At 72.4% G+C, this 26,544-nt stretch carries 25 protein-coding genes and 1 riboswitch; of the genes, 8 read left to right on the top strand and 17 right to left on the bottom strand.

Annotation, left to right across the window (positions count from 1 at the left end; all coding sequences use genetic code 11):
- Positions 1-508: 508 nt before the first annotated feature.
- Positions 509-2,125, bottom strand: coding sequence for an amidohydrolase (locus ACFY30_RS35030; protein ID WP_390849171.1), 1,617 nt, complete (start codon positions 2,123-2,125; stop codon positions 509-511).
- A 48-nt stretch (positions 2,126-2,173) separates the two neighbouring features.
- Positions 2,174-2,614: an Lrp/AsnC family transcriptional regulator gene (locus ACFY30_RS35025; protein ID WP_390662387.1), complete on the bottom strand. Its 441-nt coding sequence runs from the start codon at positions 2,612-2,614 to the stop codon at positions 2,174-2,176.
- Between the two features lie 279 nt (positions 2,615-2,893).
- Between ACFY30_RS35025 and ACFY30_RS35020 the strand changes: the two genes are divergently transcribed.
- Positions 2,894-3,334, top strand: coding sequence for a hypothetical protein (locus ACFY30_RS35020; RefSeq protein ID WP_390849170.1), 441 nt, complete (start codon positions 2,894-2,896; stop codon positions 3,332-3,334).
- A gap of 536 nt (positions 3,335-3,870) precedes the next feature.
- Here ACFY30_RS35020 and ACFY30_RS35015 read toward each other — a convergent pair.
- On the bottom strand, positions 3,871-5,040 hold the full coding sequence (locus ACFY30_RS35015; RefSeq protein WP_390849169.1) for an acyl-CoA dehydrogenase family protein: 1,170 nt from the start codon (positions 5,038-5,040) through the stop codon (positions 3,871-3,873).
- Positions 5,041-5,245: 205 nt separating this feature from the next.
- Here ACFY30_RS35015 and ACFY30_RS35010 point away from each other — a divergent pair, with 205 nt between their 5' ends.
- Complete coding sequence (locus ACFY30_RS35010) at positions 5,246-6,484, top strand: glycoside hydrolase family 18 protein (RefSeq protein ID WP_390849168.1); 1,239 nt, start codon at positions 5,246-5,248, stop codon at positions 6,482-6,484.
- Between the two features lie 69 nt (positions 6,485-6,553).
- Here ACFY30_RS35010 and ACFY30_RS35005 read toward each other — a convergent pair whose 3' ends face one another.
- From ACFY30_RS35005 to ACFY30_RS34995, 3 genes are all read right to left on the bottom strand, one after another.
- Positions 6,554-7,210: a TetR/AcrR family transcriptional regulator gene (locus tag ACFY30_RS35005; protein WP_390849167.1), complete on the bottom strand. Its 657-nt coding sequence runs from the start codon at positions 7,208-7,210 to the stop codon at positions 6,554-6,556.
- 92 nt (positions 7,211-7,302) lie between these two features.
- The gene (locus tag ACFY30_RS35000) at positions 7,303-7,443 is read right to left on the bottom strand and encodes an SCO1431 family membrane protein (protein ID WP_390849166.1); all 141 of its coding nucleotides are present in this window, start codon (positions 7,441-7,443) and stop codon (positions 7,303-7,305) included.
- Positions 7,444-7,544: 101 nt separating this feature from the next.
- Positions 7,545-8,939, bottom strand: a complete 1,395-nt coding sequence (locus tag ACFY30_RS34995; protein WP_390849165.1) for a peptidase C39 family protein — start codon at positions 8,937-8,939, stop codon at positions 7,545-7,547.
- A 197-nt stretch (positions 8,940-9,136) separates the two neighbouring features.
- On the opposite strand from ACFY30_RS34995, the gene ACFY30_RS34990 reads away from it, so the two are divergent.
- Positions 9,137-9,757, top strand: coding sequence for a uridine kinase (locus ACFY30_RS34990; protein WP_390849207.1), 621 nt, complete (start codon positions 9,137-9,139; stop codon positions 9,755-9,757).
- A 442-nt stretch (positions 9,758-10,199) separates the two neighbouring features.
- Complete coding sequence (locus ACFY30_RS34985; protein ID WP_390849164.1) at positions 10,200-12,065, top strand: AAA family ATPase; 1,866 nt, start codon at positions 10,200-10,202, stop codon at positions 12,063-12,065.
- Positions 12,066-12,207: 142 nt separating this feature from the next.
- On the opposite strand, the gene ACFY30_RS34980 is transcribed toward ACFY30_RS34985, so the two are convergent.
- The 9 genes from ACFY30_RS34980 to ACFY30_RS34940 all read right to left on the bottom strand — a co-directional run bounded on the left by ACFY30_RS34980 (position 12,208) and on the right by ACFY30_RS34940 (position 19,588).
- Positions 12,208-13,293, bottom strand: coding sequence for a hemolysin family protein (locus ACFY30_RS34980; protein WP_390849163.1), 1,086 nt, complete (start codon positions 13,291-13,293; stop codon positions 12,208-12,210).
- Positions 13,290-14,615 (bottom strand): hemolysin family protein, encoded by a 1,326-nt coding sequence (locus ACFY30_RS34975; protein ID WP_390849162.1) that lies wholly within the window; start codon positions 14,613-14,615, stop codon positions 13,290-13,292. The genes ACFY30_RS34980 and ACFY30_RS34975 overlap by 4 nt, the downstream gene beginning before the upstream one ends.
- Positions 14,616-14,821: 206 nt before the next feature.
- Positions 14,822-15,289 (bottom strand): PH domain-containing protein, encoded by a 468-nt coding sequence (locus ACFY30_RS34970; RefSeq protein WP_390849161.1) that lies wholly within the window; start codon positions 15,287-15,289, stop codon positions 14,822-14,824.
- 35 nt (positions 15,290-15,324) lie between these two features.
- Positions 15,325-16,182, bottom strand: coding sequence for an ATP phosphoribosyltransferase (gene hisG / locus ACFY30_RS34965; protein ID WP_390849160.1), 858 nt, complete (start codon positions 16,180-16,182; stop codon positions 15,325-15,327).
- Between the two features lie 48 nt (positions 16,183-16,230).
- Positions 16,231-16,503: a phosphoribosyl-ATP diphosphatase gene (locus ACFY30_RS34960; RefSeq protein ID WP_086760055.1), complete on the bottom strand. Its 273-nt coding sequence runs from the start codon at positions 16,501-16,503 to the stop codon at positions 16,231-16,233.
- Between the two features lie 34 nt (positions 16,504-16,537).
- The gene (gene ribH / locus ACFY30_RS34955) at positions 16,538-17,023 is read right to left on the bottom strand and encodes a 6,7-dimethyl-8-ribityllumazine synthase (RefSeq protein WP_390662375.1); all 486 of its coding nucleotides are present in this window, start codon (positions 17,021-17,023) and stop codon (positions 16,538-16,540) included.
- 29 nt (positions 17,024-17,052) lie between these two features.
- Complete coding sequence (locus tag ACFY30_RS34950; protein WP_390849159.1) at positions 17,053-18,342, bottom strand: bifunctional 3,4-dihydroxy-2-butanone-4-phosphate synthase/GTP cyclohydrolase II; 1,290 nt, start codon at positions 18,340-18,342, stop codon at positions 17,053-17,055.
- On the bottom strand, positions 18,339-18,980 hold the full coding sequence (gene pnuC, locus ACFY30_RS34945) for a nicotinamide riboside transporter PnuC (protein WP_390849158.1): 642 nt from the start codon (positions 18,978-18,980) through the stop codon (positions 18,339-18,341). Before pnuC ends, ACFY30_RS34950 begins: the two co-directional genes overlap by 4 nt.
- Positions 18,977-19,588, bottom strand: coding sequence for a riboflavin synthase (locus ACFY30_RS34940; RefSeq protein WP_390849156.1), 612 nt, complete (start codon positions 19,586-19,588; stop codon positions 18,977-18,979). Before ACFY30_RS34940 ends, pnuC begins: the two co-directional genes overlap by 4 nt.
- A 148-nt stretch (positions 19,589-19,736) precedes the next feature.
- Positions 19,737-19,867: riboswitch (FMN riboswitch) on the bottom strand.
- Positions 19,868-20,156: 289 nt separating this feature from the next.
- Between ACFY30_RS34940 and ACFY30_RS34935 the strand changes: the two genes are divergently transcribed.
- Both ACFY30_RS34935 and ACFY30_RS34930 read left to right on the top strand, forming a co-directional pair.
- Entirely contained in the window at positions 20,157-21,041 is an 885-nt protein-coding gene (locus ACFY30_RS34935; protein ID WP_390849155.1) for an RNA polymerase sigma-70 factor, read from the top strand.
- Positions 21,042-21,137: 96 nt separating this feature from the next.
- A complete protein-coding gene (locus ACFY30_RS34930) occupies positions 21,138-21,887 on the top strand; it encodes an SDR family oxidoreductase (protein WP_390849154.1) in 750 nt (249 codons plus the stop codon).
- A 142-nt stretch (positions 21,888-22,029) separates the two neighbouring features.
- Here the strand turns inward: ACFY30_RS34930 and ACFY30_RS34925 are convergent, their stop codons facing one another.
- Positions 22,030-23,235, bottom strand: coding sequence for an ROK family transcriptional regulator (locus ACFY30_RS34925; protein ID WP_390849153.1), 1,206 nt, complete (start codon positions 23,233-23,235; stop codon positions 22,030-22,032).
- Between the two features lie 126 nt (positions 23,236-23,361).
- On the opposite strand from ACFY30_RS34925, the gene ACFY30_RS34920 reads away from it, so the two are divergent.
- Positions 23,362-24,573: an MFS transporter gene (locus ACFY30_RS34920; protein WP_390849152.1), complete on the top strand. Its 1,212-nt coding sequence runs from the start codon at positions 23,362-23,364 to the stop codon at positions 24,571-24,573.
- Here the strand turns inward: ACFY30_RS34920 and ACFY30_RS34915 are convergent.
- The gene (locus ACFY30_RS34915; RefSeq protein WP_390849151.1) at positions 24,533-24,991 is read right to left on the bottom strand and encodes an acyl-CoA thioesterase; all 459 of its coding nucleotides are present in this window, start codon (positions 24,989-24,991) and stop codon (positions 24,533-24,535) included. The genes ACFY30_RS34920 and ACFY30_RS34915 overlap by 41 nt on opposite strands.
- A 167-nt stretch (positions 24,992-25,158) precedes the next feature.
- Here ACFY30_RS34915 and ACFY30_RS34910 point away from each other — a divergent pair, with 167 nt between their 5' ends.
- Positions 25,159-26,538 (top strand): uracil-xanthine permease family protein, encoded by a 1,380-nt coding sequence (locus ACFY30_RS34910; protein WP_390849150.1) that lies wholly within the window; start codon positions 25,159-25,161, stop codon positions 26,536-26,538.
- Positions 26,539-26,544: the final 6 nt, after the last annotated feature.

Genomic DNA, 26,544 nt, shown 5'->3' with positions numbered 1-26,544 from the left:
GACGTGACAGGACGTTCGAACGGTGGTGTCGGTTCCACAAGAGCGGGGTAAGAACAAGCTTTTGGTCTCGTATGTACGTACCCCGCTCGGGTGGGCCGAAGCGTGCTGCGGATGGGGGCCCGGCGCCCTTCGGGCCGACCTGGGGCCCGCTGGCTGCGGGTCGACCGAAAGCCGTTGTCTACTGAGCGCCCGGGCCCCACCCGGGTCACACCTCCCCGGCCGGACCGAACGTTCACTCGCTGCGGCGCGGGCGCTGAGCCTGGCTGCCAGTGACGGTGCCCCGGTGCGGCACACCGTCCCTGACCCAGCGGCGCCGCCACGCGTGCGCGGACGTTCTGCGGCGGGGCGTCCGGTGGTGGACCCGGCCGAACCTACCGGCCCCCCGCCGTCGGCTGTCAACAGCCGTTCGACCTGCGGGTTTTCCGTCAATTCCCTGGTCAGCGGCGAGACGGCACCGGCTGCGCCTCCGCGTGCGGACGGGTGATCTTCCCCGCACCGGCTCCGGAGATCACTCGCCCGGCCGTACGAACACCGTCCGTCCCGCGACCACCGTGCGCAGGCACACGGGCAGGTCGGTGCCGGGGGTGAGATCGGGCAGCCCGGGGGTGCCGGAGCGAGGGTCGGTGGACCAGCGGGCGACCCGGTCGTCGGGGGCCTGGACGATCAGTTCGTCGGTGCGCCAGACCGCGTAGTCCGCCGGTGCGCCCGGCACCAGCACGCCCGCGTCGTCACGGCCGATCGCCCGCCAGCCGCCGCGGGTGTGGGCGGTGAAGGCGGCGCGGACGGAGACGCGGTGTCCGGGGGTGCGGTGGAAGGCGGCCGCGCGGACCGTGCCCCAGGGATCGAGGGGGGTGACCGGGCTGTCGGAGCCGAAGGCGAGGGGGACACCGGCCCGCAGCAGGGCCGCGAAGGGGTTCAGGGTGGCGGCCCGCTCGGCGCCCAGGCGCTGGGCGTACATGCCCTCCTCGCCGCCCCACAGGGCGTCGAAGGCAGGCTGCACCGAGGCGGTCAGGCCCAGTTCGGCGAAGGCCGCGATGGTCTCGGGCGTCATCATCTCGGCGTGCTCGACGCGGTGACGGGCGGCGCGGACGCGGGCCTGGCCGGTCTTCTCCGCCGCGGCCCGCACGCCCTCGACCACGGCGGTCACGGCGGCGTCGCCGATCGCGTGGAAGCCCGCCTGGAGGCCCGCCTCGGTGCAGGCGGCCACGTGCGCGGCGACGTCGGCGGCGGTGAGGTAGGCGATGCCGGTGTGGGCCGCGTCGGTGTAGGGGGTGCGCAGACAGGCGGTGTGGGAGCCGAGGGCCCCGTCGACGAACAGGTCCCCGGCGGCGCCGAGCGCGCCCAGCTCCCGGGCCTTGTCGACGTCGCGCTCGGCCCAGTAGCCGACGACCCGCGGGCCCGTCTCCTCGGCGGCGAGCCGCAGCAGGTCCGTGAAGTCGTCCTCGGAGGAGATCGCGGGGCCGGCGCACTCATGGACTGAGCCGATGCCGAGCGAGGCTGCGTGCGCGAGGGCGGCCCGCTGGGCCTCGGCGCGCTGTGCGGGCGTCACGGCTGCGAACGCGGCGGCGCGTACGGTGTGGTGGGCGTCGCGGGTGAGCGGCTCCCCGTCCTGGAAGCCGGGCTCGGTGCGGGCCCGGGGTGCCAGTTCCAGCAGGGCGGTGGTGACCACGGCCGAGTGGACGTCGATGCGGCTGAGGTAGAGCGGCCGGCCGCCGGTGGCCTCGTCCAGTTCGTTCCGCCGGGGAGGGCGCCCCTCGGGCCAGCGGGAGGCGTCCCAGCCGTGCCCGAGCAGCACCTTGTCCTGCGGCCGGGCGGCGGCGAAGTCGCGTACGAGGTGCAGGGCCGCCGGCAGGGAGGGGGCGGCCGAGAGGTCGAGGCCGGTCAGGGCGAGGCCGGTGGCCGTGGTGTGGACGTGGGCGTCGGTGAACGCCGGGGTGACGAGGGCGCCGTCCAGGTCGACCACCTCGTCGACGCCCTCCGCGAAGGCGTCGGCGGCGCCCTCCGAGCCGACCCAGGCGACCTGGCCGCGCTCGACGACCATCGCGGTCGCGAACGGGTCGGCGGGGCTGTGGACCTCTCCGCGGCGGAGCAGGACGGTCTTCGGCTCGGGGGTGCGCTCACTCATGGGGAACAGTCTCGCGCCTCGCGCGGAGCGCCCCGCACGCAGGTGGGGTCAGATCCGGGGCGGCCGCGCCTCGTACGGAGTCGACAGGACGACGGTCGTGCGCGTCGACACCCCCGCGAGCGCCCGCAGCCGGCTCAGCAGCTCCTCCAGCTCGTGCGGGGTCGCCACGCGCACCTTGAGGATGTAGTTCTCGTCCCCGGCGACGCTGTGGCAGGCCTCGATCTCGGGCACACCGGCCAGCCGGTCGGCGATGTCGTCGGGGGCGCTGGGGTCGAACGGTTTCACCGAGATGAAGGCGGTCAGGGGCAGCCCGACGGCCTCGGGGTCGACGACGGCCGCGTAGCCCCGGATGACACCGCGCTGCTCCAGCCGGCGCACCCGCTGGTGCACGGCCGACGTGGACAGGCCCGTGGCCTTGCCCAGGTCGGTGTAACTCATCCGCCCGTCCTTGACGAGCAGCTGCACGATCTGCCGGTCCAGCTCCTCCATGGCGCAAGAACCTACAGTGCGTGTGATCTCCTCGTATACCGATGCAGCGCAGGTCATACCCGGTTCGTGATGTGTCCCGCAATCGCCGGGAGCCGTCTGTGAGCCGGCTGAGCGTTCCGGTGGCGCGTGCGAGGCACCTGCGGGTGGCATGTGACGAAGACCACAGCCCCCGTCAAGGCTTCGTGATGTCCTCGTGATTACCGCCGAGACGGGCTGGGAAGTGCTTGCTGTGGTCGAGGCCGCAGTGCCTTCACGGCCCAGCCCGAGGGGGAGAATCCCATGCAGAGTCTTAAGCGCCCTGGTCGCACCGCGCCCAAGCGGCTCCAGTCGGTCGTCGAGCCCGAGCCGGAGGGCGTCGAACCCGACGATCCCGAGGCCGCCGACGAGTTCGACGCGTACGACACCTTCGAGATGTACCGGGTCATCTGCCCGGACTGCGCGCAGCCCATCGCGCTGCTGGCGGACGAGGAGGTCCTGCCGGAGCACGCGCTGTGCGCCTCGCCGTGGAACCCGTTCGGGCTCACGGTCTGCGCCGGCACGGGACGTACGGCGTCCGAGGCCCGGCCGGCGGACGAGTCCTGCGCGCCCCAGGAGCAGGACACCGCCCTCCTGCTGACGCTTCCTCAGGGGCTCGACTGGCGCATGCAGCCCTTCTCGCACGTCGGCGGCCCGGGCTCACGCCCGATGCGCGTACCGGCGATGCGGCGCCAGGCCGCCTGAGCCTCGTCGCTCGGCTTCCGGAGCCCGTTTCCCTGTAGCTGCCCTGCACCATGGCTCGCAGGCCGCCATGGTGCAGGATCAGTGCGTCCGGGACCGGCCGGGACACTCACCTCACGGAAGTACGCCCGGCCGCCCGAAATTTGACGATACGTCAGCCGGGGCGGCGGCGGCCGGATACGGACCGGCCGAAACCGGGCCGGGGCCTGTGCGAACACACGCTCGACGGGGTGAGCCGTGACCTGGCGTCCCGCCCCCGCGTTGCCCCGGTATGGCCCCTACGTACACCGCGGTGCGCCGACGCCACCGCCGGCTCCTCGTCGCCGCCCCCGCGGAGGCGGGCGGCGCGGATGCCGGAGGCACGGAACACAGAGGCGCAGAATCGGTTCCCCGGACCGCTCCGGCCGCGCCGCCCCCGCCGGACCCGCCCATCTACCGGGAACTGATCAGCACATGGGCGGACCGTGGCCGCACCCTGCCGGGGCGACACGACCCGGAGTGGGTGCGGCTGGCGGCGCCGCAGGTGCGGCCCGGGCAGTTCAGTGAGTCGGCCCCAGCAGATGACGGGCGATGACCATCCGCTGGATCTGGTTCGTGCCCTCGACGATCTGCAGGGCCTTGGCCTCGCGCAGATAGCGCTCGACGGGGAAGTCGGCGGTGTAGCCGTATCCGCCGAGCACCTGGACGGCGTCGGTGGTGACCTGCATCGCGGCGTCGGTGCAGTGGAGTTTCGCCATCGCCGCCTGCCGGGCGAACGGGCGGCCGGCGTCCCGCAGCCGCGCCGCCGCCAGATACAGGGCGCGGCCCGACTCGACCCGGGTCGCCATGTCGGCGAGCAGGAAACGCAGCCCTTGGAAGTCCGCGAGGCGCCGCCCGAACTGCCGTCGCCGGGCCGCGTAGGCGACCGCCTCGTCCAGGGCCGCCTGGGCGAGGCCGACCGCGCAGGCGGCGATACCGAGCCGCCCGGAGTCCAGCGCGGCCAGGGCGATCGCGAAACCCTGCCCCTCGTCGCCGAGGCGGCGCGCGTCGGGGATCCGTACGCCGTCGAAGTGGAGCTGGGCCGTGGGTGAGCCCTTCAGCCCCATCTTCCTCTCCGGGGGCGCGGCGGCGAGGCCGTCGGCGTCGCCGGGCACCAGGAACACGGTGATCCCGCCCGCGCCCTCGCCGCCGGTGCGCGCCATGACGGTGTAGAAGTCGGCGATCCCGCCGTGGGTGGTCCAGGCCTTGGTGCCGCTGATCACCCACTCCTCCCCGTCCCGCACGGCCCTGGTGCGCAGCGCGGCGGCGTCCGAGCCGGAGGACGGTTCGGACAGGCAGTAAGCGCCGAGCAGCCCGCCGCCGAGCATGCCCGGCAGATGCGCGGCCCGCTGCTCCTCGGTGCCGTGGGCGGCGAGCGGGTAGGTCGCCAGGGTGTGGACGCTGACACCGAGCCCGACGGTGAGCCGGACGGCGGCGAGTTCCTCCAGCACCTGGAGGTAGACCTCGTAGGGCTGGTCGCCGCCGCCGTACCGGGAGCCGTACGGCAGACCGAGCAGCCCCGACACGGACAGAAGGGTGAACAGCTCGCGCGGGAAGTGCCCCGCGTCCTCCTCCTCGGCGGCCGTCGGGGCGATCTCGCGCCGGGCGATGTCACGGACGAGCGCCAGGAGTTCCCGGGCCTCGTCCGTGGGCAGGGCCCGTTCCACCGGCGCCGGCGTGCGCTCGGGCATGGGGCGCCTCCTCAGTGGCCGACCAGCGGCTTCGCGCTGTGAGTATGCCCGCGGGACGCCTTCGCCGCACGGCCGAGCACCCGCGGGATTGGTCCAAACCATTGACCGAACTGGTCTAGTCCTCCTACCGTTTCGGTCCAACGCCTCCCCGCGTTCATGCCGATCGGCGTGCGATCCCCTCCCTGTCCCTGCGAGGAGACACCCGATGCACACCCCGCTCCACCCCCGCACCCGGTTCCGGACGCTCCTGTCCGCCGGCTGCTGCGCCGCCCTCGGCGCCGCCCTGCTCGCCGGCGCGGGCACCGCCACCGCCGGCGAGCCCGGTCCGGCCGGGACGAGCGCCGGCTCCAAGGTCGTGGGCTACTTCACCGACTGGGGCATCTACGGCCGCCAGTACTACGTCAAGAACATCGAGACGTCCGGCTCCGCGGACAAGCTCACCCACATCAACTACGCCTTCGGCAACGTCACCGACGGCAAGTGCGCCCTCGGTGACTCCTGGGCGGACACCGACAAGCCGTTCACCGCCGAGGAGTCCGTGGACGGCGTCGCCGACACCGCCGACCAGCCTCTCAGCGGCAACTTCAACCAGCTGCGCGAGCTGAAGAAGCTGCACCCGAACCTCAAGGTCCTCTGGTCGTTCGGCGGCTGGAGCTGGTCGGGCGGCTTCGGTGAGGCGGCCAAGGACCCGGCGGCCTTCGCCCGGTCCTGCTACGACCTGGTCGAGAACTCCCGGTGGGCGGACGTCTTCGACGGCATCGACATCGACTGGGAATACCCCAACGCCTGCGGCCTCACCTGCGACACCAGCGGCCGCGAGGCGTTCCGGGACGTCATGAAGGCCCTGCGCGAGAAGTTCGGCAAGCGCGAGCTGATCACGGCGGCCATCACGGCGGACGCCACGGGCGGCGGCAGGATCGAGGCGGCGGACTACGCGGGCGCGGCCCGGTACGTCGACTGGTACAACCCGATGACGTACGACTACTTCGGCGCCTGGGCGGCCACCGGCCCCACGGCCCCGCACTCGCCGCTGCACTCCTACCCCGGGATTCCGACGAAGGGCTACGACACCGCCACCACGATCGCCAAGCTCAGGAGCCTGGGCATCCCGTCCCGGAAGCTGCTGCTCGGCATCGGCTTCTACGGGCGCGGCTGGACCGGTGTCACCCAGGCGAAGCCGGGCGGCACGGCCACCGGGCCCGCGGCCGGGACGTGGGAGGACGGCAACGAGGACTACAAGGTCCTCAAGGACACATGCCCGGCGACCGGCACGGTCGGCGGCACCGCGTACGCCAAGTGCGGCAGCGACTGGTGGAGTTACGACACCCCGAAGACCATCAGGGGGAAGATGAAGTACAAGGACGCCCAGCACCTGGGCGGCACGTTCTTCTGGGAGCTGAGCGGGGACACGGCGGACGGTGAGCTGATCGACGCGATCGGCTGACGCGAGCCACCGAGCGGGCCGCCCGGTGACCGGGGCGGGGGACCACGGCCCCTCGCCCCTCGCGGGTGCTCAGTCCCGGCGGGCCGGCCTGGGCGCCGGGAAGGCGGGGTCGATCTCCTCGATGGCGCGCAGGGCGCCGCCCAGGGTCTTCACCAGCAGGTCGCACATGACCTCGCGGGAGAGCTCGGGGCGGTCGATCCAGTCGAGGGTGGCCCCTTCGACGCTGCACACCCAGGAGAGCAGGGCCATGCGGGGCAGCGGCGGGATGTCGCTGTCGCCGTAGGCGCCCTCGGCGAGGGTCGCGACGATCGCCGCGCGGACCCCGTCCCGGATGGCGTGCACCTCGGTGTCGAAGCCGACGCCCCCGCTGACGATCGTGCGGAAGGCGGCCTGGTTGTGCTCGGCGTAGCGCAGATAGCCGTCGATGGTGCGCTGGACCCGGTCGACCTGGGGCAGTTCGAGACCGCTCGCCGCGAAGGAGACCAGGTCGGCGACGGAGTCCTGGACGATGGCCAGGTAGTAGCCGCGCTTGGACTGGAAGTAGTAGTAGATCAGCCCCTTGGCGACGTGCGCCTGCCGGGCGATGTCGTCCATCGAGAGCGCGTCGTAGGACGTGTCGGCGAACAACCTGCGCCCGATGGTGATGAGTTCGGCGCGTCGCGCCAGTGAGCGCTCGGTTCCCCGCGCCCGGGGACGGGCGGCGTCGCGCTGTTGGCTGATATTCAATTCGACCCTGGTCTCCGTCGGTCTGCGGGACGACGTCAGTATGTCAGGTCGAACCGAGGGTCAGGTCACGTCAGCAACAGGTGCAGCAGGGGTCACATCAGTCCCAGCTGTGTCACGAACATCGCGACGACGGCGACGAGGACCCAGCCCAGAACATGCTCGGCGATCTTCGGGCCGTCGTCCCGGGGGCCGCCGGTGCGGGCACGGGTGGCGGTGGCTGCGTGTGCGGTCATGATGTCTCGCTGAGGTCGGGCGGGCACGGGGCGCGCGGCGGGCAGGCGGACCTTTCCGCCCACTTTGCCACCGGCCAGGGCTTTTGCGGCCGAGACCTTGCTCACACGCGCACGCCCACCGACGTCAGCGCCGCCCGCTGGAGCGCGCCGGGACAGACCGGGAAGTAGAGGTAGCACACGCCCCCGGTCCCGGAGACGACCTTGCCCTCGGCGTTCGTGCGCCGGGTCCTGAGCCAGACGTTCTCGAACTGCCGCCGCCGGTACACGCGCCGGACCGAGGCGTCGTCCACCGCGTACGGGTCGTTGGCGATCACGTCGCCACCGGCCGTGAAGCCGATCACGGTCATCAGGTGTCCCGCGGTGCCGTAACCCGCCCCCGTGAGCTCCTCCTTGAGGAAGGACTGGGACGTCACGGCCGGGATGCCGGCCGCGATCAGGGTCTCCAGGTCGGTGAGGGAGGTGAGCCGGGTGACCACACCCTGCAGGTCCTTGAAGGTGGCCGCGTAGGCGGCGTTGAACGGCCAGTTGCCGCAGCCGCGGTACTGGTGGTCGTACGTGTGGCGGGCCGCGTGGCACACCTGCGGGTCCGCGTAGGACGGGTCCACCCAGGCGAGCTGCCCGGCGGTCAGCCGGCCGCCCCAGTACTCGATGACCATCTGTGAGGAGGTCGGGCTGCACCAGGCCTCGCCGCCGTTGTCGTACTCCGGGTACTGGCCCTTGTGGATCTCCTGCGAGTAGCGCGGCACGGCCAGTTCGCGCGCGAGGCCCGGTACCGAGGCCGGGACGGTGAAGCGGTCCGGGATGCCGGATCCCGTCACGCCCAGCCGCCACACGGTCGGGGTGAGCGTCGTGCCGGGACGGCGGTACAGGGTCAGCCGGATCCGGTACGAGGCGAGGCGCGGGCCCGCCGCGGCGTCGTCGATCGCGAGGGTGTCGGTCTGGACGGTGCTCCTGCCGTCGCTCTGGCCGTCGACCGAGGTCCGCTTGATGTCCTGGTCGCCCGACGCCCAGCGGCCCATGACGTACCAGGGGGTGTCCGTGCCGTCGGAGTAGGTGGCCTTCAGTTCGGTCTGGAGCCAGGTGCCGGCCGGGGTCTTCGCGTTCCAGGAGGCGATCACCTCGGTGGCGGGAACGGTGAGCCGGTGGACGGGGGAGGTCCAGGTGGCGTACTCCCAGCGGGCCGTGGTCCTGGTGTGCGGGTCGGCGTAGTCGACGGTGCCGAGCGGCGTGCCGAGGACCAGGCCCGGCCGGGTGGCCGCCACGGCGCGGGTGCCCCGGGCGGTGCCGCCCGTCCAGTCGGCGTACGTGAACCAGGCGCGGTGGTCGACGGGCCGGGCGGGGGCGGACCCGGCGTCCGGGCTCTCGCCGGCGTCCCCGGCGGCGGTGGCCGTCGCCGGGGACGCGCCGCCGGCGAGCGCGGCGGCGACGGTCACGGCGAGGAGCGCTCTGCGGGACGGCTGTTCGACTCCGCGGGAGGACTGGTCGGCGCTGCTCATGGGCGGAAGGACCCCCAGGGTGTCCGGTGCTCGGCTGTGCGCCCACTATGGACGCAGGCGGCCCCGCTCACCAGCATCTCCCTCCCCAACGGTGCCTTTCGTGTCGCACGGGGTGTCCCACTAGACTTTCGCGCCGCGCACCCCCGTTCTTCCGCCACCACGAGAACCCGCCCCCGCACCCGCCTCCAGGACCCGTCATCCACCAGCTCGCCTCCCGGCTCCGCCGTCTCCCCCCGTCCTGTGGCCCGGTCCGTCTGATCGGGATCGACGGACACGCGGGCTCGGGCAAGTCCACGTTCGCCGGCCGGCTGGCCGGGGCGCTCGGCGGTGCGCCGGTGCTGCACCTCGACGACATCGCCAGCCACGAGGAACTGTTCGCGTGGACCGGGCGGCTGCTGACCGAAGTGATCGAGCCGTTGCGCCGCGGCGAGAGCGCGCACTACGCCCCCTACGACTGGCGTGAGCGCCGCTTCGGCCCGCCCCGGCCCCTGCCCGCGGCCCCCGTCGTCCTGATCGAGGGGGTCGGCGCGGGCCGCCGCGCCCTGCGGCCGCACCTGGCCTGTCTGCTGTGGCTGGAGACGCCGCGCGAGGAGGCCTGGGCGCGCGGCCGGTCCCGGGACGGGGAGGAGCAGCGGGAGTTCTGGGACGGCTGGGTCCGGGCGGAGGAACGGCACTTCGCGGAGGACCCGTCGAGACCCCATGCCGGGCTGCTGGTAAGGGAGTTGAGCGAGGGATACGAGGTACTGCCGGGGCCCCTGGGTGAGTCCGGCGGACACCCGGATGTCACCCACCGTGAGGGACCACCCGCACTGTGGTGAACGTGTGAAGAGCCCTGCGCTCGAACTTCGCCAAGTGCCTCAACTTCGCTTGACCGACGGCCGGGACAGGACTTACGTTTCCCATGTGCGGCCATCGCGGCCGCCCCCAGTCGCGAAGCCCCCGGTTGTTCCCCCGTGATCGGGGGCTTCGTTCTGCCCTCCCCCGCTCCGCGCCCCCGATGTGTGGACGCTCCGTGGTGCCGGTCGCTCACCGAGGGTCACCGTCCGGGATGCGCCCCATCCGCTCCCACCTCGTCGAACGGCCTGTGCGGCACCCTTCGGCGGGCACTGCTTCCGCAGGTACGATGCCCTCGGTGCGACCTACGGACAGCTGCTTCGCGCACCTTGCAACTCCGGTCCGCGGCACAGCGGTTCGACCAAGGCAGCCGGCGGGCGACGGCCCGGTGGCAAACCGACGGGGGCACGGTTTGTGGGGGACGTGATGGACTTCGGCACGCGGGGCCCCGAGGCTCCGGCCGACCTCGCCTGGCTACGAGGCGTGGACGCCTACACCATGGGCGCGTATCCGCAGGCGGAAGAGGAGTTCCGCACCGCGGTACGGATCGATCCCGGGATGGCCGACGGCTGGCTGGGACTGCACGCGCTGCGCGTGGACACGACGACCGCGCTGCTGCGGATGTTCCGGCACCGGGACCGCTTCGGCGAACAGCGCGCCCGGCATCGCCGTACGCTCAACTCCTGGTACTGGCTGGGCTGGTGGGTGCAGCCCGTGCTCGAGAGCCCGCGCGACCTGCTGCTCGCGCACGCCTCGCACTGGCTGGACGGCCGGCACGTGCCCGAGCTGGACCGGGCGCTCGCCGGACTCCCGCCCGTCGACACCGACCACCAGGTCCGCTTTCTGCACGCCTGCCGCGCCTACCTGGTCAAGGACTGGGAACAGCTCGTCCGGCACACCGACCCGCTGGTGAACGACCCGCTCCTCGGGATCGAGGCCGGGCTGTTCGGCGGGATGGCGAGGGTCCGGCTGGAAATGTACGGCCAGGCCGAGCCGCTCCTCTCCGCCGCCCTGATGCGCTGTCGCAGCGAGCAGCCGCAGCGCAAGGAACTGCGGTACTGGCTGGCCCGGGCCCACGAGGGCACCGGCCGCTCGGCCGCCGCGCTCCCCCTGTACCGGGCGGTGCACCGGGTCGACCCCGCCTTCATGGACACCTCCGCCCGGCTCGCCGCGATCGCCGAGGGCGACGGCTACGACGATCCCGTCGACCTCGCGGCGATCACGCTCAGCGGCGTGGGACAGGACGTGGGGGACGGACCGGACGCGCTCGATCCGCTGTTCGGCACCGAGGGCCGGGACCTGAAGCTCACCGAGCCCGCCGACCTGCCGCCGGCGGTTCCGCTGGCGTCGGTCGCCGACCCCGCCGTACGCGCGAAGACGGTCGGACCGTCGCCGCTGCCGGCCGGGCCCACCGACCCCGTCTTACTCGAGGAGGCGCTCGCCGAGCTGGAGCGCATGGTGGGTCTGGAACCGGTGAAGCGCCAGGTCAAGGCGCTGTCGGCCCAGCTGAACATGGCCCGGCTGCGGGCTGGGCAGGGACTTCCCGTCCAGCCGCCCAAACGGCACTTCGTCTTCTCCGGCCCCTCCGGCACCGGCAAGACCACCGTGGCCCGCATCCTCGGCCGCGTCTTCTACGCCCTCGGGCTGCTCGGCGGCGACCATCTGGTGGAGGCCCAGCGGGCCGACCTCGTCGGCGAGTATCTGGGCCAGACGGCGGTCAAGGCCAACGAACTCATCGACTCCGCCCTCGGCGGCGTCCTCTTCGTGGACGAGGCGTACTCGCTCTCCAACTCCGGCTACGGCAAGGGTGACGCGTACGGCGACGAGGCGCTGCAGGTGCTGCTGAAGAGGGCCGAGGACAACCGGGACCACCTGGTGGTGATCCTGGCCGGCTACCCGGAGGGCATGGACCGGTTGCTCGCCGCGAACCCCGGACTGTCCTCCCGCTTCACGACCCGCGTCGACTTCCCCTCCTACCGCCCCCTCGAACTCACCTCCATCGGTGAGGTGCTCGCCGCGGAGAACGGCGACGTGTGGGACGAGGAGGCGCTGGACGAACTGCGTTCGATCGCCGGGCACGTCGTCGACCAGGGATGGATCGACGAGCTGGGCAACGGGCGGTTCCTGCGGACCCTGTACGAGAAGAGCTGCGCGTACCGGGATCTGCGGCTGTCCACGTATCCGGGCGGGCTGACCCGGGACGACCTGTCCACCCTGCGCCTGCCGGACCTGATGCAGGCGTACGGAGAGGTGCTGTCGGGACGCGGGCCGCAGGATCCGTCGGCGATGTGAGGCGCCCCGGGCGGGCTGGGCGGGGGTGGGTTCAGGGGGGGTTCACTCGCCCGCTCTCGCGGGGTGCCGCCGCGCCCACCCGTGCCGCCGGGGCGGCACGGCTGCCCGCGGCTACGGACACCGCGGCGGCACCGCGCCTTCCCTAGCCGGCCATGGCCTCCTCCGGTTCCCCGCTCACCCTCGGTTCCGTCAGCCGGACCTCCGGGACCTCCCGGTGGGCCGGGTCGGTGACCTCGCCGACCAGGAGTTCCAGGACGTCCTCCAGGGCGACCAGGCCCAGGACCTTGCCGGAGGCGTCCGCGACCTGGGCCAGGTGGGTGGCCGCGCGGCGCATCACCGTCAGGGCGTCGTCCAGGGGGAGGTCGGAGCGCAGGGTCGTCATCGGGCGCCACACCTGCTGGGGTACCGCCCGTTCGGAGTCCTCCACGTCGAGGACGTCCTTCACATGCAGATAGCCCATGAAGGCGCCGTTCTCCGCGGCCACGGGAAAGCGGGAGTAGCCGGTGCGGGCGGTGAGCTCGACGATCTCGCCGGGGGTGACCGAGGGGCTGACCGTGACCAGCGACTCGCGCTTCAGCAGGACGTCCGTCACCGGGCGGGAGCCCAGTTCCAGGGCGTCCTCCAGACGCTCCTGTTCCTCGGGGTCGAGCAGGCCCGCCTGGCCGGAGTCCTCCAGCAGGCGGTTGAGCTGCTCGCTGGTGACCACGGCCTCGACCTCGTCCTTGGGCTCGACCCGGAAGAGCCGCAGGATGCCCCGGGCGCAGGCGCCGAGGCCGACGGTGATGGGCCGGCACAGCCGGGCGAAGGCGACCAGGCCGGGGCTGAGCCACAGCGCGGCCTTCTCCGGGGCCGCCATGGCGAGGTTCTTCGGGACCATCTCGCCGATGACGAGGTGGAAGAAGACCACCGCGGCCAGGGCTATGACATAGCCCAGGGGATGGATCATGCCGTGCGGGAGGTGGATCCACTCGAAGAGCGGTTCCAGCAGCTGGGCGACGGTCGGTTCGGCGACCGCGCCCAGGGTGAGGGAGCAGACGGTGATGCCGAACTGGGCGGCGGCCATCATCTGCGGCAGGCGCTCCAGGCCGTAGAGGACCTGGCGGGCGCGTGCGGTGCCCAGGGGCTCGATCTGGCTGCGGCGGACGGAGACGAGGGCGAACTCGGCGCCCACGAAGAAGCCGTTCGCCAGCACGAGCAGGGCGGCGAAGACGAGTTGGAGGACACTCACCGGGTGACCTCCACGACCTGGCCGGTCCGCACCAGCCGGACGCGCTCGGCACGGTAGTGGCCGACCCGGCGCACCGACAGCCGCCAGCCGGGCAGTTCCGCCCGGTCGCCGACGGCGGGGATGCGGCCGAGCAGGTCGGCGACGAGGCCGGCGACCGTCTCGTACGGCCCCTCGGGCGCCTCCAGTCCTATCCGGCGCAGGGTGTCGACCCGGCAGCTGCCGTCGACGTCCCAGGCGGGCCTGCCCTCCTCGGGCGGGGCGGCGGCCAGTTCGGGGGTGTCCTGGCCGTCGTGCTCGTCGCGGACCTCGCCGACGATCTCCTCGACGATGTCCTCCAGGGTGATCACACCGGCCGTGCCGCCGTACTCGTCGACGACGACGGCGATGGGCTGTTCGCTGCGCAGCCGGGCCAGCAGGGGCTGGACGGGCAGCGTCTCGGGGACCAGCAGCGCCGGACGGGCGATACGGGCGACCGGGGTGCGCAGGCGGTCCCGGACGGGGACGGCCAGGGCGTCCTTGAGGTGGGCCATGCCGACGATCTCGTCGATCTTCTCGCGGTAGACGGGGAAACGGGACAGGCCGGTGGCCCGGGTCAGGTTGACCACGTCCTCGGCGGTGGCCGAGGACTGCAGGGCGCTCACCTTCACGCGCGGGGTCATGACGTGCTGCGCGGTCAGCTCGGCCAGGGACAGGGTCCGGACGAACAGGTCGGCCGTGTCCTGTTCGAGGGCGCCCGCCTGGGCGGAGTGGCGGGCCAGGGAGACGAGTTCGCCCGGGGTGCGGGCGGAGGCCAGCTCCTCGGTGGGCTCGACGCCCAGGGCGCGCACCAGGCGGTTGGCGACCGTGTTGAGACCCGCGATCACCGGCCGGAACAGGCGGGAGAAGGCGTGCTGCGGGCCGGCGACGAAGCGCGCGACCTGAAGGGGCCTGGACACCGCCCAGTTCTTGGGCACGAGTTCGCCGACCACCATCTGGACGGCGGACGCCAGCAGCATGCCGACGACCACGGCGACACCGGAGACGGCGCCCTCGGGGATGCCGATCGCGGTGAACGGGGTGTGCAGCAGCTCCGCGAGCGCCGGTTCGGCGAGCATGCCGACGACGAGCGAGGTGATGGTGATGCCGAGCTGGGTGCCGGAGAGCTGGAAGGAGAGCTCCTTGAGCGACTCCACGACCGTACGGGCTCGCTTGTCGCCCTCGGCGGCGGCCTTCTCCGCGTCCGGGCGTTCGACCGTGACGAGGCCGAACTCGGCGGCGACGAAGAAGCCGTTGGCGAGGATGAGCACAAACGCGGCTGCCAGGAGCAGCAGGGGGATGGTCATGATGCCGCCGCCTCCGAACCATGTCGGATGGGGGCGGCGCAGGTACTACAGGACGAACCGTCCATCGCCGGTGAGGGTCACTCCTCGGGTAGCAGGAACCCCTGTGCGCCCGGCAGGGCGCGACAGGGGCGGAGGAACGAAGGGAACGCCTCCGTCACCAGATTAATCAAGACAGGGGGTCCAGCGGCAGGGTGGACGGCCCCGAGTCAGCCCTGATCTTGCCCTGTGGACGTCTCGGGGTCCCGCAGGGTACGGGCCTCGGCGAGCGCACGCAGGGTCCGCGCGTCCGTGATGGCCTGCTGCTTGTCGATGCCGGGCTGGATGCCGAGCGCGGGCAGGCTGGTGCCGTCGGTGAGGTCGAGGAACACCCAGGGGTCGCCCGGACGGAGGTTCACCTGGATGATCTCCGCCCAGTCCAGGCGCCGGCGGCTCGCGATGTTCACCACGGTGACACCGGAGTCTTCGGCGACGACCCGCACCCGGGCGAGCTGGGCCAGGACCCAGAAGATCAGGCCACCGGTGACGACGAAGCTGAGCCGCTCCCCCGGGCCGAGCTTCTCCAGCATCATCGCGACGCCGGAGATGACGAGGAAGATCGCCACCCCGGCCGTGAGCAGCACCGCTCGGGTGCGGCCCGGCCGGAAGGTGACGGGAAGGGTGGGCAGGTCGGACATCGTCGCGTGGATCTCTCGGGGCTTGTCTCGGGGGCTCAGAGGCGGCAGGCGTGGATGGCCGTGGTCAGGATGGCACGGGCGCCGATGTCGTACAGGTCGTCCATGATCCGCTGGGCCTCCTTGGCGGGGACCATGGCACGGACGGCGACCCAGCCCTCGTTGTGCAGCGGGGAGACGGTCGGCGACTCCAGGCCCGGGGTGAGCGCGACGGCCTTCTCCAGCTGCTCGACGCGGCAGTCGTAGTCCATCATCACGTAGGTCCGGGCGACCAGGACGCCCTGGAGGCGGCGCAGGAACTGCTGCACCTTGGGCTCCGCGGACTCCTCGGTGTCCGCGCCGGTGCGGCGGATCACGATGGCCTCGGACTTCATGATGGGGTCGCCGAAGACCTCCAGGCCGGCGTTGCGCAGCGAGGTGCCGGTCTCGACGACGTCGGCGATGACCTCGGCGACGCCCAGCTCGATGGCGGTCTCGACGGCGCCGTCGAGGTGCACGACGGAGGCGTCGACGCCCTGCTCGGCGAGGTGCTTGGCGACGATGCCCTCGTAGGAGGTGGCGACGGTCCGGCCCTTGAGGTCCTCGAGGGTGTGGGCGGTGCCCGGCTTGGAGGCGAAGCGGAAGGTGGAGCGGGCGAAGCCGAGCGGCAGGATCTCCTCGGCGTCGGCGCCCGAGTCGATCAGCAGGTCGCGGCCGGTGATGCCGATGTCGAGGCGGCCGGAGGAGACGTAGATCGCGATGTCGCGGGGGCGGAGGTAGAAGAACTCGACCTCGTTCTCCGGGTCGACGATCCGCAGTTCCTTGGACTCGCGCCGCTGCTGGTAGCCGGCCTCATGCAGCATGTCCGCCGCAGGGCCTGACAGGGAACCCTTGTTGGGGACGGCGATGCGCAGCATGAGGTCGGCTTCCTTTGCGTGATGAGGGGTGGTGTCTGGGACGGGGTTCTACAGGTGGGCGTACACGTCGTCGAGCGAGATTCCGCGCGCGACCATCATCACCTGGACGTGGTAGAGCAGCTGCGAGATCTCCTCGGCGGCCGCCTCCTTGCCCTCGTACTCTGCGGCCATCCAGACCTCGGCGGCCTCTTCGACGACCTTCTTGCCGATGGCATGGACGCCCTTCCCGACCAGTTCGGCGGTGCGGGAAGTGGCGGGGTCGCCGGTGGCGGCCTTCTGCTGGAGCTCGGTGAAGAGCTCCTCGAACGTCTTCTTGGACATGGTGCTGCCCACCCTAGCCGTAGTGCCGGTGGGCCTACCGCCAGGGTTCAGATACTGAGCGCAGGGTGGCGGCGGTCGCCACCGCGGCCGTCACCGCCTCGTGCCCCTTGTCCTCGCCCGAGCCCTCCAGGCCGGCCCGGTCCAGGGCCTGCTCCTCGGTGTCGCAGGTGAGGACGCCGAAGCCGACGGGGACGCCGGTCTCGACCGACACCTGGGTCAGCCCCTGGGTGACGCCCTGGCACACGTACTCGAAGTGGGGGGTGCCGCCGCGGATGACGACGCCGAGGGCCACGATCGCGTCGTAGCCGCGGCCCGCGAGGACCTTGGCGACGACCGGGAGCTCCCAGCTGCCGGGGACCCGCAGCAGGGTCGGCTCGTCGATGCCCAGGTCGTGCAGGGCGCGCAGGGCGCCGTCCACCAGACCGTCCATCACCTTCTCGTGCCACTGTGCCGCGATGACGGCGACCCGCAGGTCACCCACATTGCGTACGGACAGTTCCGGTGCGCCCTTGCCGCTCACGTGTCTCCTCTTGAACCGTCTTGCTGTTCTTACTGGTTGCCGCAGGGGGACACGGGGGCCGTGTCCAGCCAGGGCAGGTCGTGTCCCATCCGGTCCCGCTTGGTGCGCAGGTAGCGGATGTTGTGCTCGCCCGCCTGGACGGGCATCGGCTCGCGGGCCGAGACCTCGATGCCGTGCCGGACGAGCGCGTCGGTCTTCTCGGGGTTGTTGGTCATCAGCCGGACGCTGCGCACGCCCAGGTCGGCGAGGATCTGCGCGCCGGCCCCGTAGTCACGGGCGTCGGCGGGCAGGCCCAGCTCCAGGTTGGCGTCGAGGGTGTCGTGCCCCTGCTCCTGGAGCTCGTACGCCCTGAGCTTGGACAGCAGGCCGATGCCCCGGCCCTCGTGTCCGCGCAGGTAGACGACCACGCCCCGGCCCTCGGCCTGGATGCGTTCCAGGGACGCGTCGAGCTGGGGGCCGCAGTCGCAGCGCTGGGAGGCGAAGATGTCCCCGGTGAGGCATTCGGAGTGGACCCGGACCAGGACGTCCTCGCCGCCCCCGATCTCGCCGTGGACGAGGGCGACGTGTTCGACGCCGTCGACGGTGGAGCGGTAACCGTACGCGGTGAAGGTGCCGTGCACGGTGGGCAGCCGGGTCTCGGCCTCGCGGCGGACCGTCGGCTCGGCGCTGCGGCGGTAGTCGACGAGGTCCTCGATGGAGATGATCGTCAGGCCGTGCTTGCGGGCGAACGGGATCAGTTCGGGCAGGCGGAGCATCCGGCCGTCCTCGCCGGCGATCTCGACGATCGCGCCGGCCGGGCGCAGTCCCGCGAGGCGGGCGAGGTCGACGGCGGCCTCGGTGTGGCCGTTGCGGGTGAGGACCCCGCCCGGCTTGGCCCGGAGGGGGAAGACGTGGCCCGGGCGGACGAAGTCCGCCGGTTCCGCGTCGCCGCTCGCCAGCAGCCGGAGGGTGGTGGCGCGGTCGGCCGCGGAGATGCCGGTGGTGACGCCGTGGGCGGCGCAGGCGTCGACGGAGACCGTGAAGGCGGTCTTCATCGACTCGGTGTTGTCGTCGACCATCTGCGGGAGCTTCAGCCGGTCCAGCTCGTCGCTCTCCATGGGGGCGCAGATCAGGCCGCGGCACTCGCTCATCATGAAGGCGATGATCTCGGGGGTGACCTTCTCGGCGGCGATGACGAGGTCGCCCTCGTTCTCGCGGTCCTCGTCGTCGACGACCACGATCGGGCGGCCGGCCGCGATGTCGGCGATGGCCTGCTCCACGGGGTCGAGCGCGAAGTCCTCGATGCCGTCGGTGCTGTAGAGGATCGGTGCCGTGCTCATGCCGGCGCTCCTTCCAGAGCGGGCCGCGCGTCCTTGCGGGAGCGCAGCCACCAGTCGCGCATGCCCCACAGGACGAGCGCGCCGTAGATGACGTAGACGAAGCCGGAGAAGGCGTAACCGTTGGCGAAGTTGAGGGGGACGCCGACGAGGTCGACGAGGAGCCAGGCGATCCAGAACTCGACCATGCCGCGCGCCTGGGCGTACATGGCGACGATGGTGCCGACGAAGATGTAGGCGTCCGGCCAGGGGTCCCAGGACAGGGACGGGTAGGCCTTGAAGATCAGGGCCACGGCGACCGTGCCGGCGGCGGCGGCACCGAGCATCGCGGCGCGCTCGGGCCAGGTGGCGAAGCGCGGGACGATGTGGCCGTCCGCCGACCGGTCCTTGTCGCGGTTCCACTGCCACCAGCCGTACAGGGCGACGGCCATGACGACGACCTGCTTGCCGGCGCTGCCCGCGAGATGGCCGTAGAAGGCGACGAAGAGCACGAGGCCGGAGAGGAACTGCACCGGCCAGGTCAGCAGCGAGCGCCGCCAGCCGAGGGCGAGGGTGATCAGGCCGAGGATGTTGCCGATCATGTCCGACCAGATGATGTGCTGGTCGAAGGCGACGAAGGCCTCGGAGTTCAGCCAGTTCACTTCGCCGCTCCCTGACCGGTCGTCGTGGCCAGCAGGCGCTCGACGTACTTGGCGACGATGTCCACCTCGAGGTTGACCGGGTCGCCGGGCTGCTTGAGGCCGAGCGTGGTCAGGGCGAGCGTGGTGGGGATGAGGCTGACGGTGAAGTGATCGGGACCGGCCTCGACGACCGTGAGGCTGATGCCGTCGACGGTGATGGAGCCCTTCTCGACGACGTACCGGGCGAGGTCGGCGGGGAGCGAGATCTTGACGATCTCCCAGTTCTCGGACGGCTTGCGCTCCAACACCTCGCCGGTGCCGTCGACATGGCCCTGCACGATGTGGCCGCCGAGGCGGGCGCCGACGGCGGTGGGGCGTTCGAGGTTGACGCGGGAGCCGACGGTCAGGGTGCGCAGGCTGGAGCGGACCAGGGTCTCCGCCATGACGTCGGCGGTGAACTCGTCGCCCTCGTGCTCCACGACGGTGAGACAGACCCCGTTCACGGCGATGGAGTCGCCGTGCTTCGCGCCGTCGGTCACGACAGGGCCGCGCAGCCGGAAGCGGGCGGCGTCGCCGAGGTCCTCGACGGCGGTGACCTCACCCAGCTCTTCGACGATTCCGGTGAACACTTCCCGGGTCCTCCTGCCTCACTAGGGCACGGACTCCGGGGCCTGTCGATGACGACAGCGGACACGAGCGGGGACACCGGGGGCGACGCCGACAGACTCGTCCGCCTGGACGAGTACACATACGGCGGCGCGCACGAATGCCCGCCCGCCGCGCACTGCCTCCCATCCGGACTTTAACCGTCGGTCCAGGAATTTCACCTGGTCAACCGGTCACTGGAAGTGACCGGGTCGCGGACTGTAACCGCCGGTTCGGACTTTCACCGACCCCGGAGTGCGCTGCTTTAGGTACAGGGCCAGTGTGCCACGCCGGATCGTCGTCCATACGGGCGATGCGTGTGGAGTGGCTCACAGAGCGTGCCCCTGGACCTGTCGGGCGGCCCGGGCCGCCAACTCGCCGCGTCCGGGGCAGATCTGACGTTTGGTCCAGACCTATTGACCTATTGGTCTAGTCCTCTTAGGGTCGACAGGTGCGGTCCGGCGGCGGTGACGACGGCCCTTGCCCGTCGCCGGACCTCCCCATGCCGGGGTCGCACCGCTCCCACCTCGGGGTTCTGGCAGGGTGACCCCCATGACGACGACCGCGACCGCAGACGAGTTCGAGACCCACCGTCCCCGGCTGTTCGGGCTCGCGTACCGGATGCTGGGCTCGGCCGAGGAGGCCGAGGACACGGTCCAGGACGCGTATCTGCGGTTCAGCGGGGCCGACCGGGCCGCGATCACCTACCCGGCGGCCTGGCTCGCGAAGACCGTCACCAACCTCTGTCTCACCCGGCTGACCTCCGCGCGGGCGCGGCGCGAGAGCTACGCCGGGCCCTGGCTGCCGGAGCCGGTCGTCACCTCCGACGGCGCGCTCGGCCCGCTGGAGTCGGCCGAGCAGCGGGACGCCGTCTCGCTCGCGATGCTGGTCCTGCTGGAACGGCTGACCCCGACCGAACGCGCGGTGTACGTGCTGCGGGAGGCGTTCGCCTACAGCCACCGGGAGATCTCCGAGGCGCTCGACCTGAGCGAGGCCAACTGCCGTCAGCTGTACCGCCGGGCGGAGCAGCGGGTGGCGGTCGGGAAAGGGCGCTTCGACGTCGCCCCCCGGCGCCGGGAGGAACTGGTGGCCTCCTTTCTCACCGCGGCGCGGGACGGGGACCTGGCCGCCCTGGAGCGGACGCTCTCGGCCGAGGTGACGTGGTGGAGCGACGGCGGGGGCAAGGTCACCGCGGCAAGGCGGCCGATCGAGGGCCGCGAGAAGGTCATGCGGTTCCTGGCCGGGGCGTTCAAGGGCTTCGCCGCCGGGGTCACGCTCACCGTGGTCGAGCTCAACGGCGCCCCGGGCATCCTGGGCCGGGACGGCGACACGCTGCTGGCCGCGCTCTGCTTCGACTGCGGCGACGGCGGGATCACGCAGGTGCGGGCCGTGGTGAACCCGGAGAAGCTGGACTTCGTACGGCGTCAGCTCGGGTGATCGCGCAGGACTGTCACATTCCGCGGGGGCTGCCCGGTCTCGGCTGACGAGGACGTTCCACCCGGGAGCGTCCGGCGTCCGAAGGGGCTGAACAGCATGACCACGATCCTGGTGACCGGCGGCACCGGAACCCTCGGCCGGCCCGTCACGGAGCGGCTGCGCGCGGACGGCCACGAGGTGCGGGTGCTGAGCAGGCACAGCCGGCCGTACGCCGTCGACCTGCGGGAGGGCGGGCCGGGGCTGGAGGCGGCCCTGGCCGGTGTGGACACGGTCGTGCACTGCGCGAGCACCCCGCGCGGGGGCGACGAGCGCGCGGCGGCGCATCTGATCGAGGCGGCCCGGAAGGCGGGGGTACGGCACCTGGTCTACATCTCGATCGTCGGGGTGGACCGGGTGCCGTTCGGCTACTACCGGGCGAAGCTGGCCGTGGAGAAGCTGGTGGAGGAGTCGGGGCTGGGCTGGACCGTGCTGCGCGCGACCCAGTTCCACGATCTGCTGCTCCAGTTGTTCGAGGGTCTGGCCAGGGTGCCGGTGATGTTCCTGCCGGCCGGGGTCGACGACCAGCCGGTGGAGGTGGCCGAGGTCGCCGACCGGCTCGCGGAGCTGGCGGCCGGGGCGCCGGCGGGGCGCGCCGAGGACATGGCGGGGCCCGAGGTCCGTACGTTCGAGTCGCTGGCCCGCGCGTATCTGAGGGCGAGCGGCAAGCGGCGCAAGGTGGTGAACGTGCCGCTGTGGGGCGCGGCCTACCGGGCGTTCCGGGCGGGCGGTCATCTGGCGCCGGAGCGGGCGGTGGGGAAGAGGACGTTCGAGGAGTACCTCGCGGCCCGCGCGCGCACCGCCCGGTGAGGGGGCCCGAGGGGCACGCGCGGCTACCATCGGTGAACGCACGCGCGCGTACCGGACCGTGACCGCTCGCGCGCGTACCGAAACGGTGACCGCTCGCGCGCGTGCCGGACCGTGACACCCGCGCATACCCTCGTCGCCCTCGTCAGGGCGCCCCGAACAGGTCTTCCTGGGCGGACTCGCGGGCGGTGAGCAGTGCTCCGCGCAGGACACCGCCGCCGCCCAGGACGCCCGGCCGGACCTCGGTGGGCAGGGGCGTCAAACTCCGGAGCCGCCGCGCGACCCGCCCGGCCAGTTCCTCTCCGCCCGCCTGCCCGACCTCGCCCCCGAGGACCACGCATCCGGGGTCGAGCACGGCGACGACGGAGGCGGCACCGAGGGCGAGGCGGTCGGCGAGGGCCTCCAGGAACCGGCCGGCGGGCGAGGCCTCGCCCCCACGGTCCCGTGCCCCCGTCACCCGGACCGCCTCCCGCACCACCGCCGCCGCCGGCGGCTCGTCCCCCTCCGGCACGGTGGTCAGGCCGTACCGGCCCGCCAGGGCCACGATCGCCGCCGAGCCGGCCAGGGAGTGGAAGCCTCCCTCGCAGTCCGTGGCCGACGGCAGACCGGTCGTGCCCGGCACCGGCAGGAAGCCGATCTCGCCCGTGCCTCCGGAGGCGCCGCGGCGCAGGGTGCCGTCGAGGACGACGGCGGCGCCGGTGCCGTGGCCGAGCCAGAGCAGGACGAAGGTGGCGCGGTCCCGGGCGCCGCCCTCACGCTGTTCGGCGAGGGCGGCGAGGTTGGTCTCGTTCTCGACGCTCACGCGCGCGTAAGGGAACCGTTCCTGCAGTGCCGCCACCAGGCGGCGGTGCCACTCGGGCAGGCCGATGGAGTTCCGCAGCTCGCCGAGGGCGGGGTCGATCAGTCCGGGCGCGCCGATGCCCACGGTGTGCAGCCGGTCGGCACCGGCCTCCTTGACGGCCTGCTCGACCAGCGTCACCGCCTGTTCGACGGCGGGGCCGGTGCCGGCGTCACCGGCGATCGGCACGGAGGCCTCCGCCAGCACCCGGCCCACCAGATCGGACACGCGCACGGCGACGCCCTCGGTGCGCACGTCCAGCGCCGCCAGGTGGGCGCGGTCGGCGACCAGGCCGTACACCTTGGCGTTGGGCCCGCGCCGCTGCTCCCCCGCCTCCCCCACGACCTCGATCAGCCCGGCGGCCGCCAGACGCTCGACCAGGTCGGCGACCGTCGGCCGGGACAGGCCGGTGAGCTGCTTCAACCGCCCTGCCGTCAACGGGCCTTCGTCCTGCAACAGCCGCAGGGCGAGCCGGTCGTTGAGGGCCCGGGCGGTGCTCGGGGATGCGGGCATGCGGGGAATCCTCCCACGGCCGGACGATCGGGACCGGCCGAACATTCTCTTTTTATCAGGCAGGGTTCCTGATAGTTTGCGACGGCATCCGCGGCGGCGCGGTGCTGAGCCGTGAGAGGCGGGAGAATGAGCCAGGTGGTCCAGGCACCGAGGGAGGCAGGGCGCGCCCGGTACGCCGTGGCCGCCGTGTTCACCGTGCACGGTGCGGTCACCGGGTCCTTCGCCACCCGGGTGCCGTGGATCCAGGACCACGCCGGAGTGAGCGCCGGACAGCTCGGCTTCGCCCTGGCCTTCACGGCGTTCGGCGCCTCGTGCGCGATGCCGCTGGCCGGCCGGATCACCCACCGCTACGGCAGCCGTACGGCCCTGCGCGGCCTGCTCGCCCTGTGGACGCTGTCGCTGGTCCTGCCCGCGCTCGCGCCCGGCCTCCTCACCCTGTGCCTGGCGATGTTCACGTACGGCGCGACCTCCGGCACCGCCGACGTGGCGATGAACGCGCTCGGTGTGGAGGTGGAACGGCGGCTCGGCAGGTCGATCATGTCCGGGCTGCACGGCATGTGGAGCGCCGGCGCTCTGATCGGTTCGGCGGGCGGCACGCTCGCCGCGCACCTGGGCACCGACGCGCGCGTGCACCACGCGCTGGCGGCGGCCGTCCTCACCGTGCTGGGCCTGCTGGCCTGTCACTGGGTGCTGGACCTGCGGCCCACCGAGGACGAGGAGCCGCCCCCCAGGTTCGCGCTGCCCCCGCGCTCGGCGCTGCTGATCGGCGCGGTCGGGTTCTGCGCCGTGTTCGCGGAGGGCGCGAGCCTGGACTGGTCGGCGGTCTATCTGCGCGATCAGCTGGAGACGTCGGCCGGGCTGGCCGCGGCCTGCACGACCGGCTTCATGTTCACGATGGCGGCGGCCCGGATCGCGGGCGACGCGGTGGTGAACCGCTTCGGCGCGGTGCGCACCGTCCGGGCGGGCGGCCTTCTCGCCACACTGGGCGGGCTGTCGATCGTGCTCGCCGGGAATCCCGCGGTCGCGATGGCCGGGTTCGGGCTGCTGGGCCTCGGGATCGCCGTCGTCGTCCCGCTGTGCTTCGCGGCGGCCGGGCACAGCGGGCCGAACCCCAGTCAGGCCATCGCGGGCGTCGCGACGATCACCTACACGTCCGGGCTGGTCGCCCCGAGCCTGATCGGCGGGGTGGCGCAGGCGACCAGCCTGATGGTGTCGTTCGCCGTGGTGACGGTGCTCGCGTTCGGGCTCGTCGTGTTCGCGGGGGTGCTGCGGACCGGCGGCCGCCGCAGCGCGGAGGTCAGTGCGCGGGCCGCAGCAGTTCCCGACCCGCGGCCCTGAGGGTCTCGCTCCAGGGCGCGGGGCGCATGGTCGCCGCGTCCAGCCGGACGAGGACCCGGGTGCCCCGCGCGTACGTGACCGTCCCGTCCTGCGAGCAGAACCGGAAGCCGTACGTCAGGCCGGTGGTGCCGAGCCGTTCCACCCAGAGGTGGACGGCGTACGCACCCGGCCGGGTGACCGGCGCCTCGTAGCTGACGCGCAGTTCCCTGACCGCGTTGCAGGCGTCGCCGGCCGTCGCCCAGTCGCCCTCGAAGCGGACGCCGTACTCCTGGCACAGCTCGGTCCAGGCGCGCTCCACCATCAGCGGGTAGCGGGCGTTGTGCAGCAGTCCGAGCGCGTCCAGGTCGTCGAAGTGGACGGTGACGGGGATCAGCCGGCCGTACGACAGGGCGGGGGCGATCGGGGCTTCGGCGGTCACGGGCGGGACTCCTGGGTGTATGGGGCAACGACACCTATCCTAAGCGGTCGCTCACCCTCTCCTTTCACGTGAGAATGATCCGGGGAGAGGTCACTCCGACCGAGAACCCCCGAGAACACCCGCGCCCGCGCCCGCACCCGCACCCTCACGAAAGCGAAACCCACACCATGGATCTTGGCGTCCGCTGGAAACTGCACGGCGACGGACGCACCCCGGCGCCCGGCGCGGTGGTCCGCCCCGACGAACGGCTCTCCTGGCCCCGTACGGTCGGGCTCGGCGCCCAGCACGTGGTGGCGATGTTCGGGGCGTCCTTCGTCGCACCCGTCCTGATGGGCCTCGATCCCAACCTCGCCATCATGATGTCCGGCGTGGCGACCGTGATCTTCCTGCTCGCGACCCGTGGCCGGGTGCCCAGCTACCTCGGCTGCTCGCTCTCCTTCGTGGGCGTGGCCGCGGTCATCCGGGCGCAGGGCGGCACGAGCGCGACGGTCACCGGCGCGGTGCTCGTCGTGGGCGTCGCGCTGTTCCTGGTCGGGGTGGCGGTGCAGCGGTTCGGGGCGCGGATCATCCACGCGGCGATGCCGCCGATCGTGACCGGCGCGGTCGTGATGCTGATCGGCTTCAACCTCGCCCCGGTGACCGCCTCCACGTACTGGCCGCAGGACCAGTGGACGGCCCTGCTGGTGATGCTGTTCACCGCTCTGGCGGTGGTCTGCCTGCGCGGATTCTGGTCCCGGATCGCGATCTTCCTCGGGCTGGTCTTCGGCTACGGCGTCTCCTGGGCGTTCGACCGGATCTTCGGCCGGATCCACTCGGCCGACGCGAGCGGCAAGGTCACCGACCACTGGCGGCTCGACCTCTCCGGTGTCGGCCGGGCCGACTGGGTCGGACTGCCGGACTTCCACGGCCCGACCTTCCAGTGGTCGGCGATCCTGGTCGCGCTGCCCGTCGTCATCGCCCTGGTCGCGGAGAACGCCGGACACGTCAAGGCGGTCGGCGAGATGACCGGCGACCCGCTGGACGACCGGCTCGGTACGGCGATCTCGGCCGACGGCATCGGCTCGGTGCTGTCCACCGCGGTGGGCGGCCCGCCCAACACCACCTACTCCGAGAACATCGGCGTGATGGCCGCGACCCGCGTCTACTCCACGGCCGCCTACTGGGCCGCGGCCGGCTTCGCGCTCCTGTTCGGCCTGTGCCCCAAGTTCGGCGCGGTGGTGGCCGCGATCCCGGGCGGCGTCCTCGGCGGCATCACCGTCATCCTCTACGGCATGATCGGCCTGCTCGGCGCCCAGATCTGGCTCAACGCGGGCGTCGACCTGCGCAACCCGCTGAACCTGGTCCCGGCCGCCGCCGGCATCATCATCGGCGTCGGCGACGTGACGATGAAGTTCACCGACACCTTCTCGCTCAGCGGCATCGCGCTGGGCACGGTGGTCGTCATCACCGGCTACCACACCCTGCGCGCCTTCGCCCCGGGCCACCTCAAGCCGCAGGAACCGCTCCTGGACGAGGGCACCAGCTCCTACGACGCGGCCAGTTCGTAGGCGCGT

It is taken from the genome of Streptomyces sp. NPDC000345, from assembly GCF_042898825.1.
In the GTDB taxonomy this organism is placed as follows: domain Bacteria; phylum Actinomycetota; class Actinomycetes; order Streptomycetales; family Streptomycetaceae; genus Streptomyces.
The sequence above is the reverse complement of the archived record's forward strand: the minus strand, read 5'-3'. Positions and strand labels throughout refer to the sequence as shown.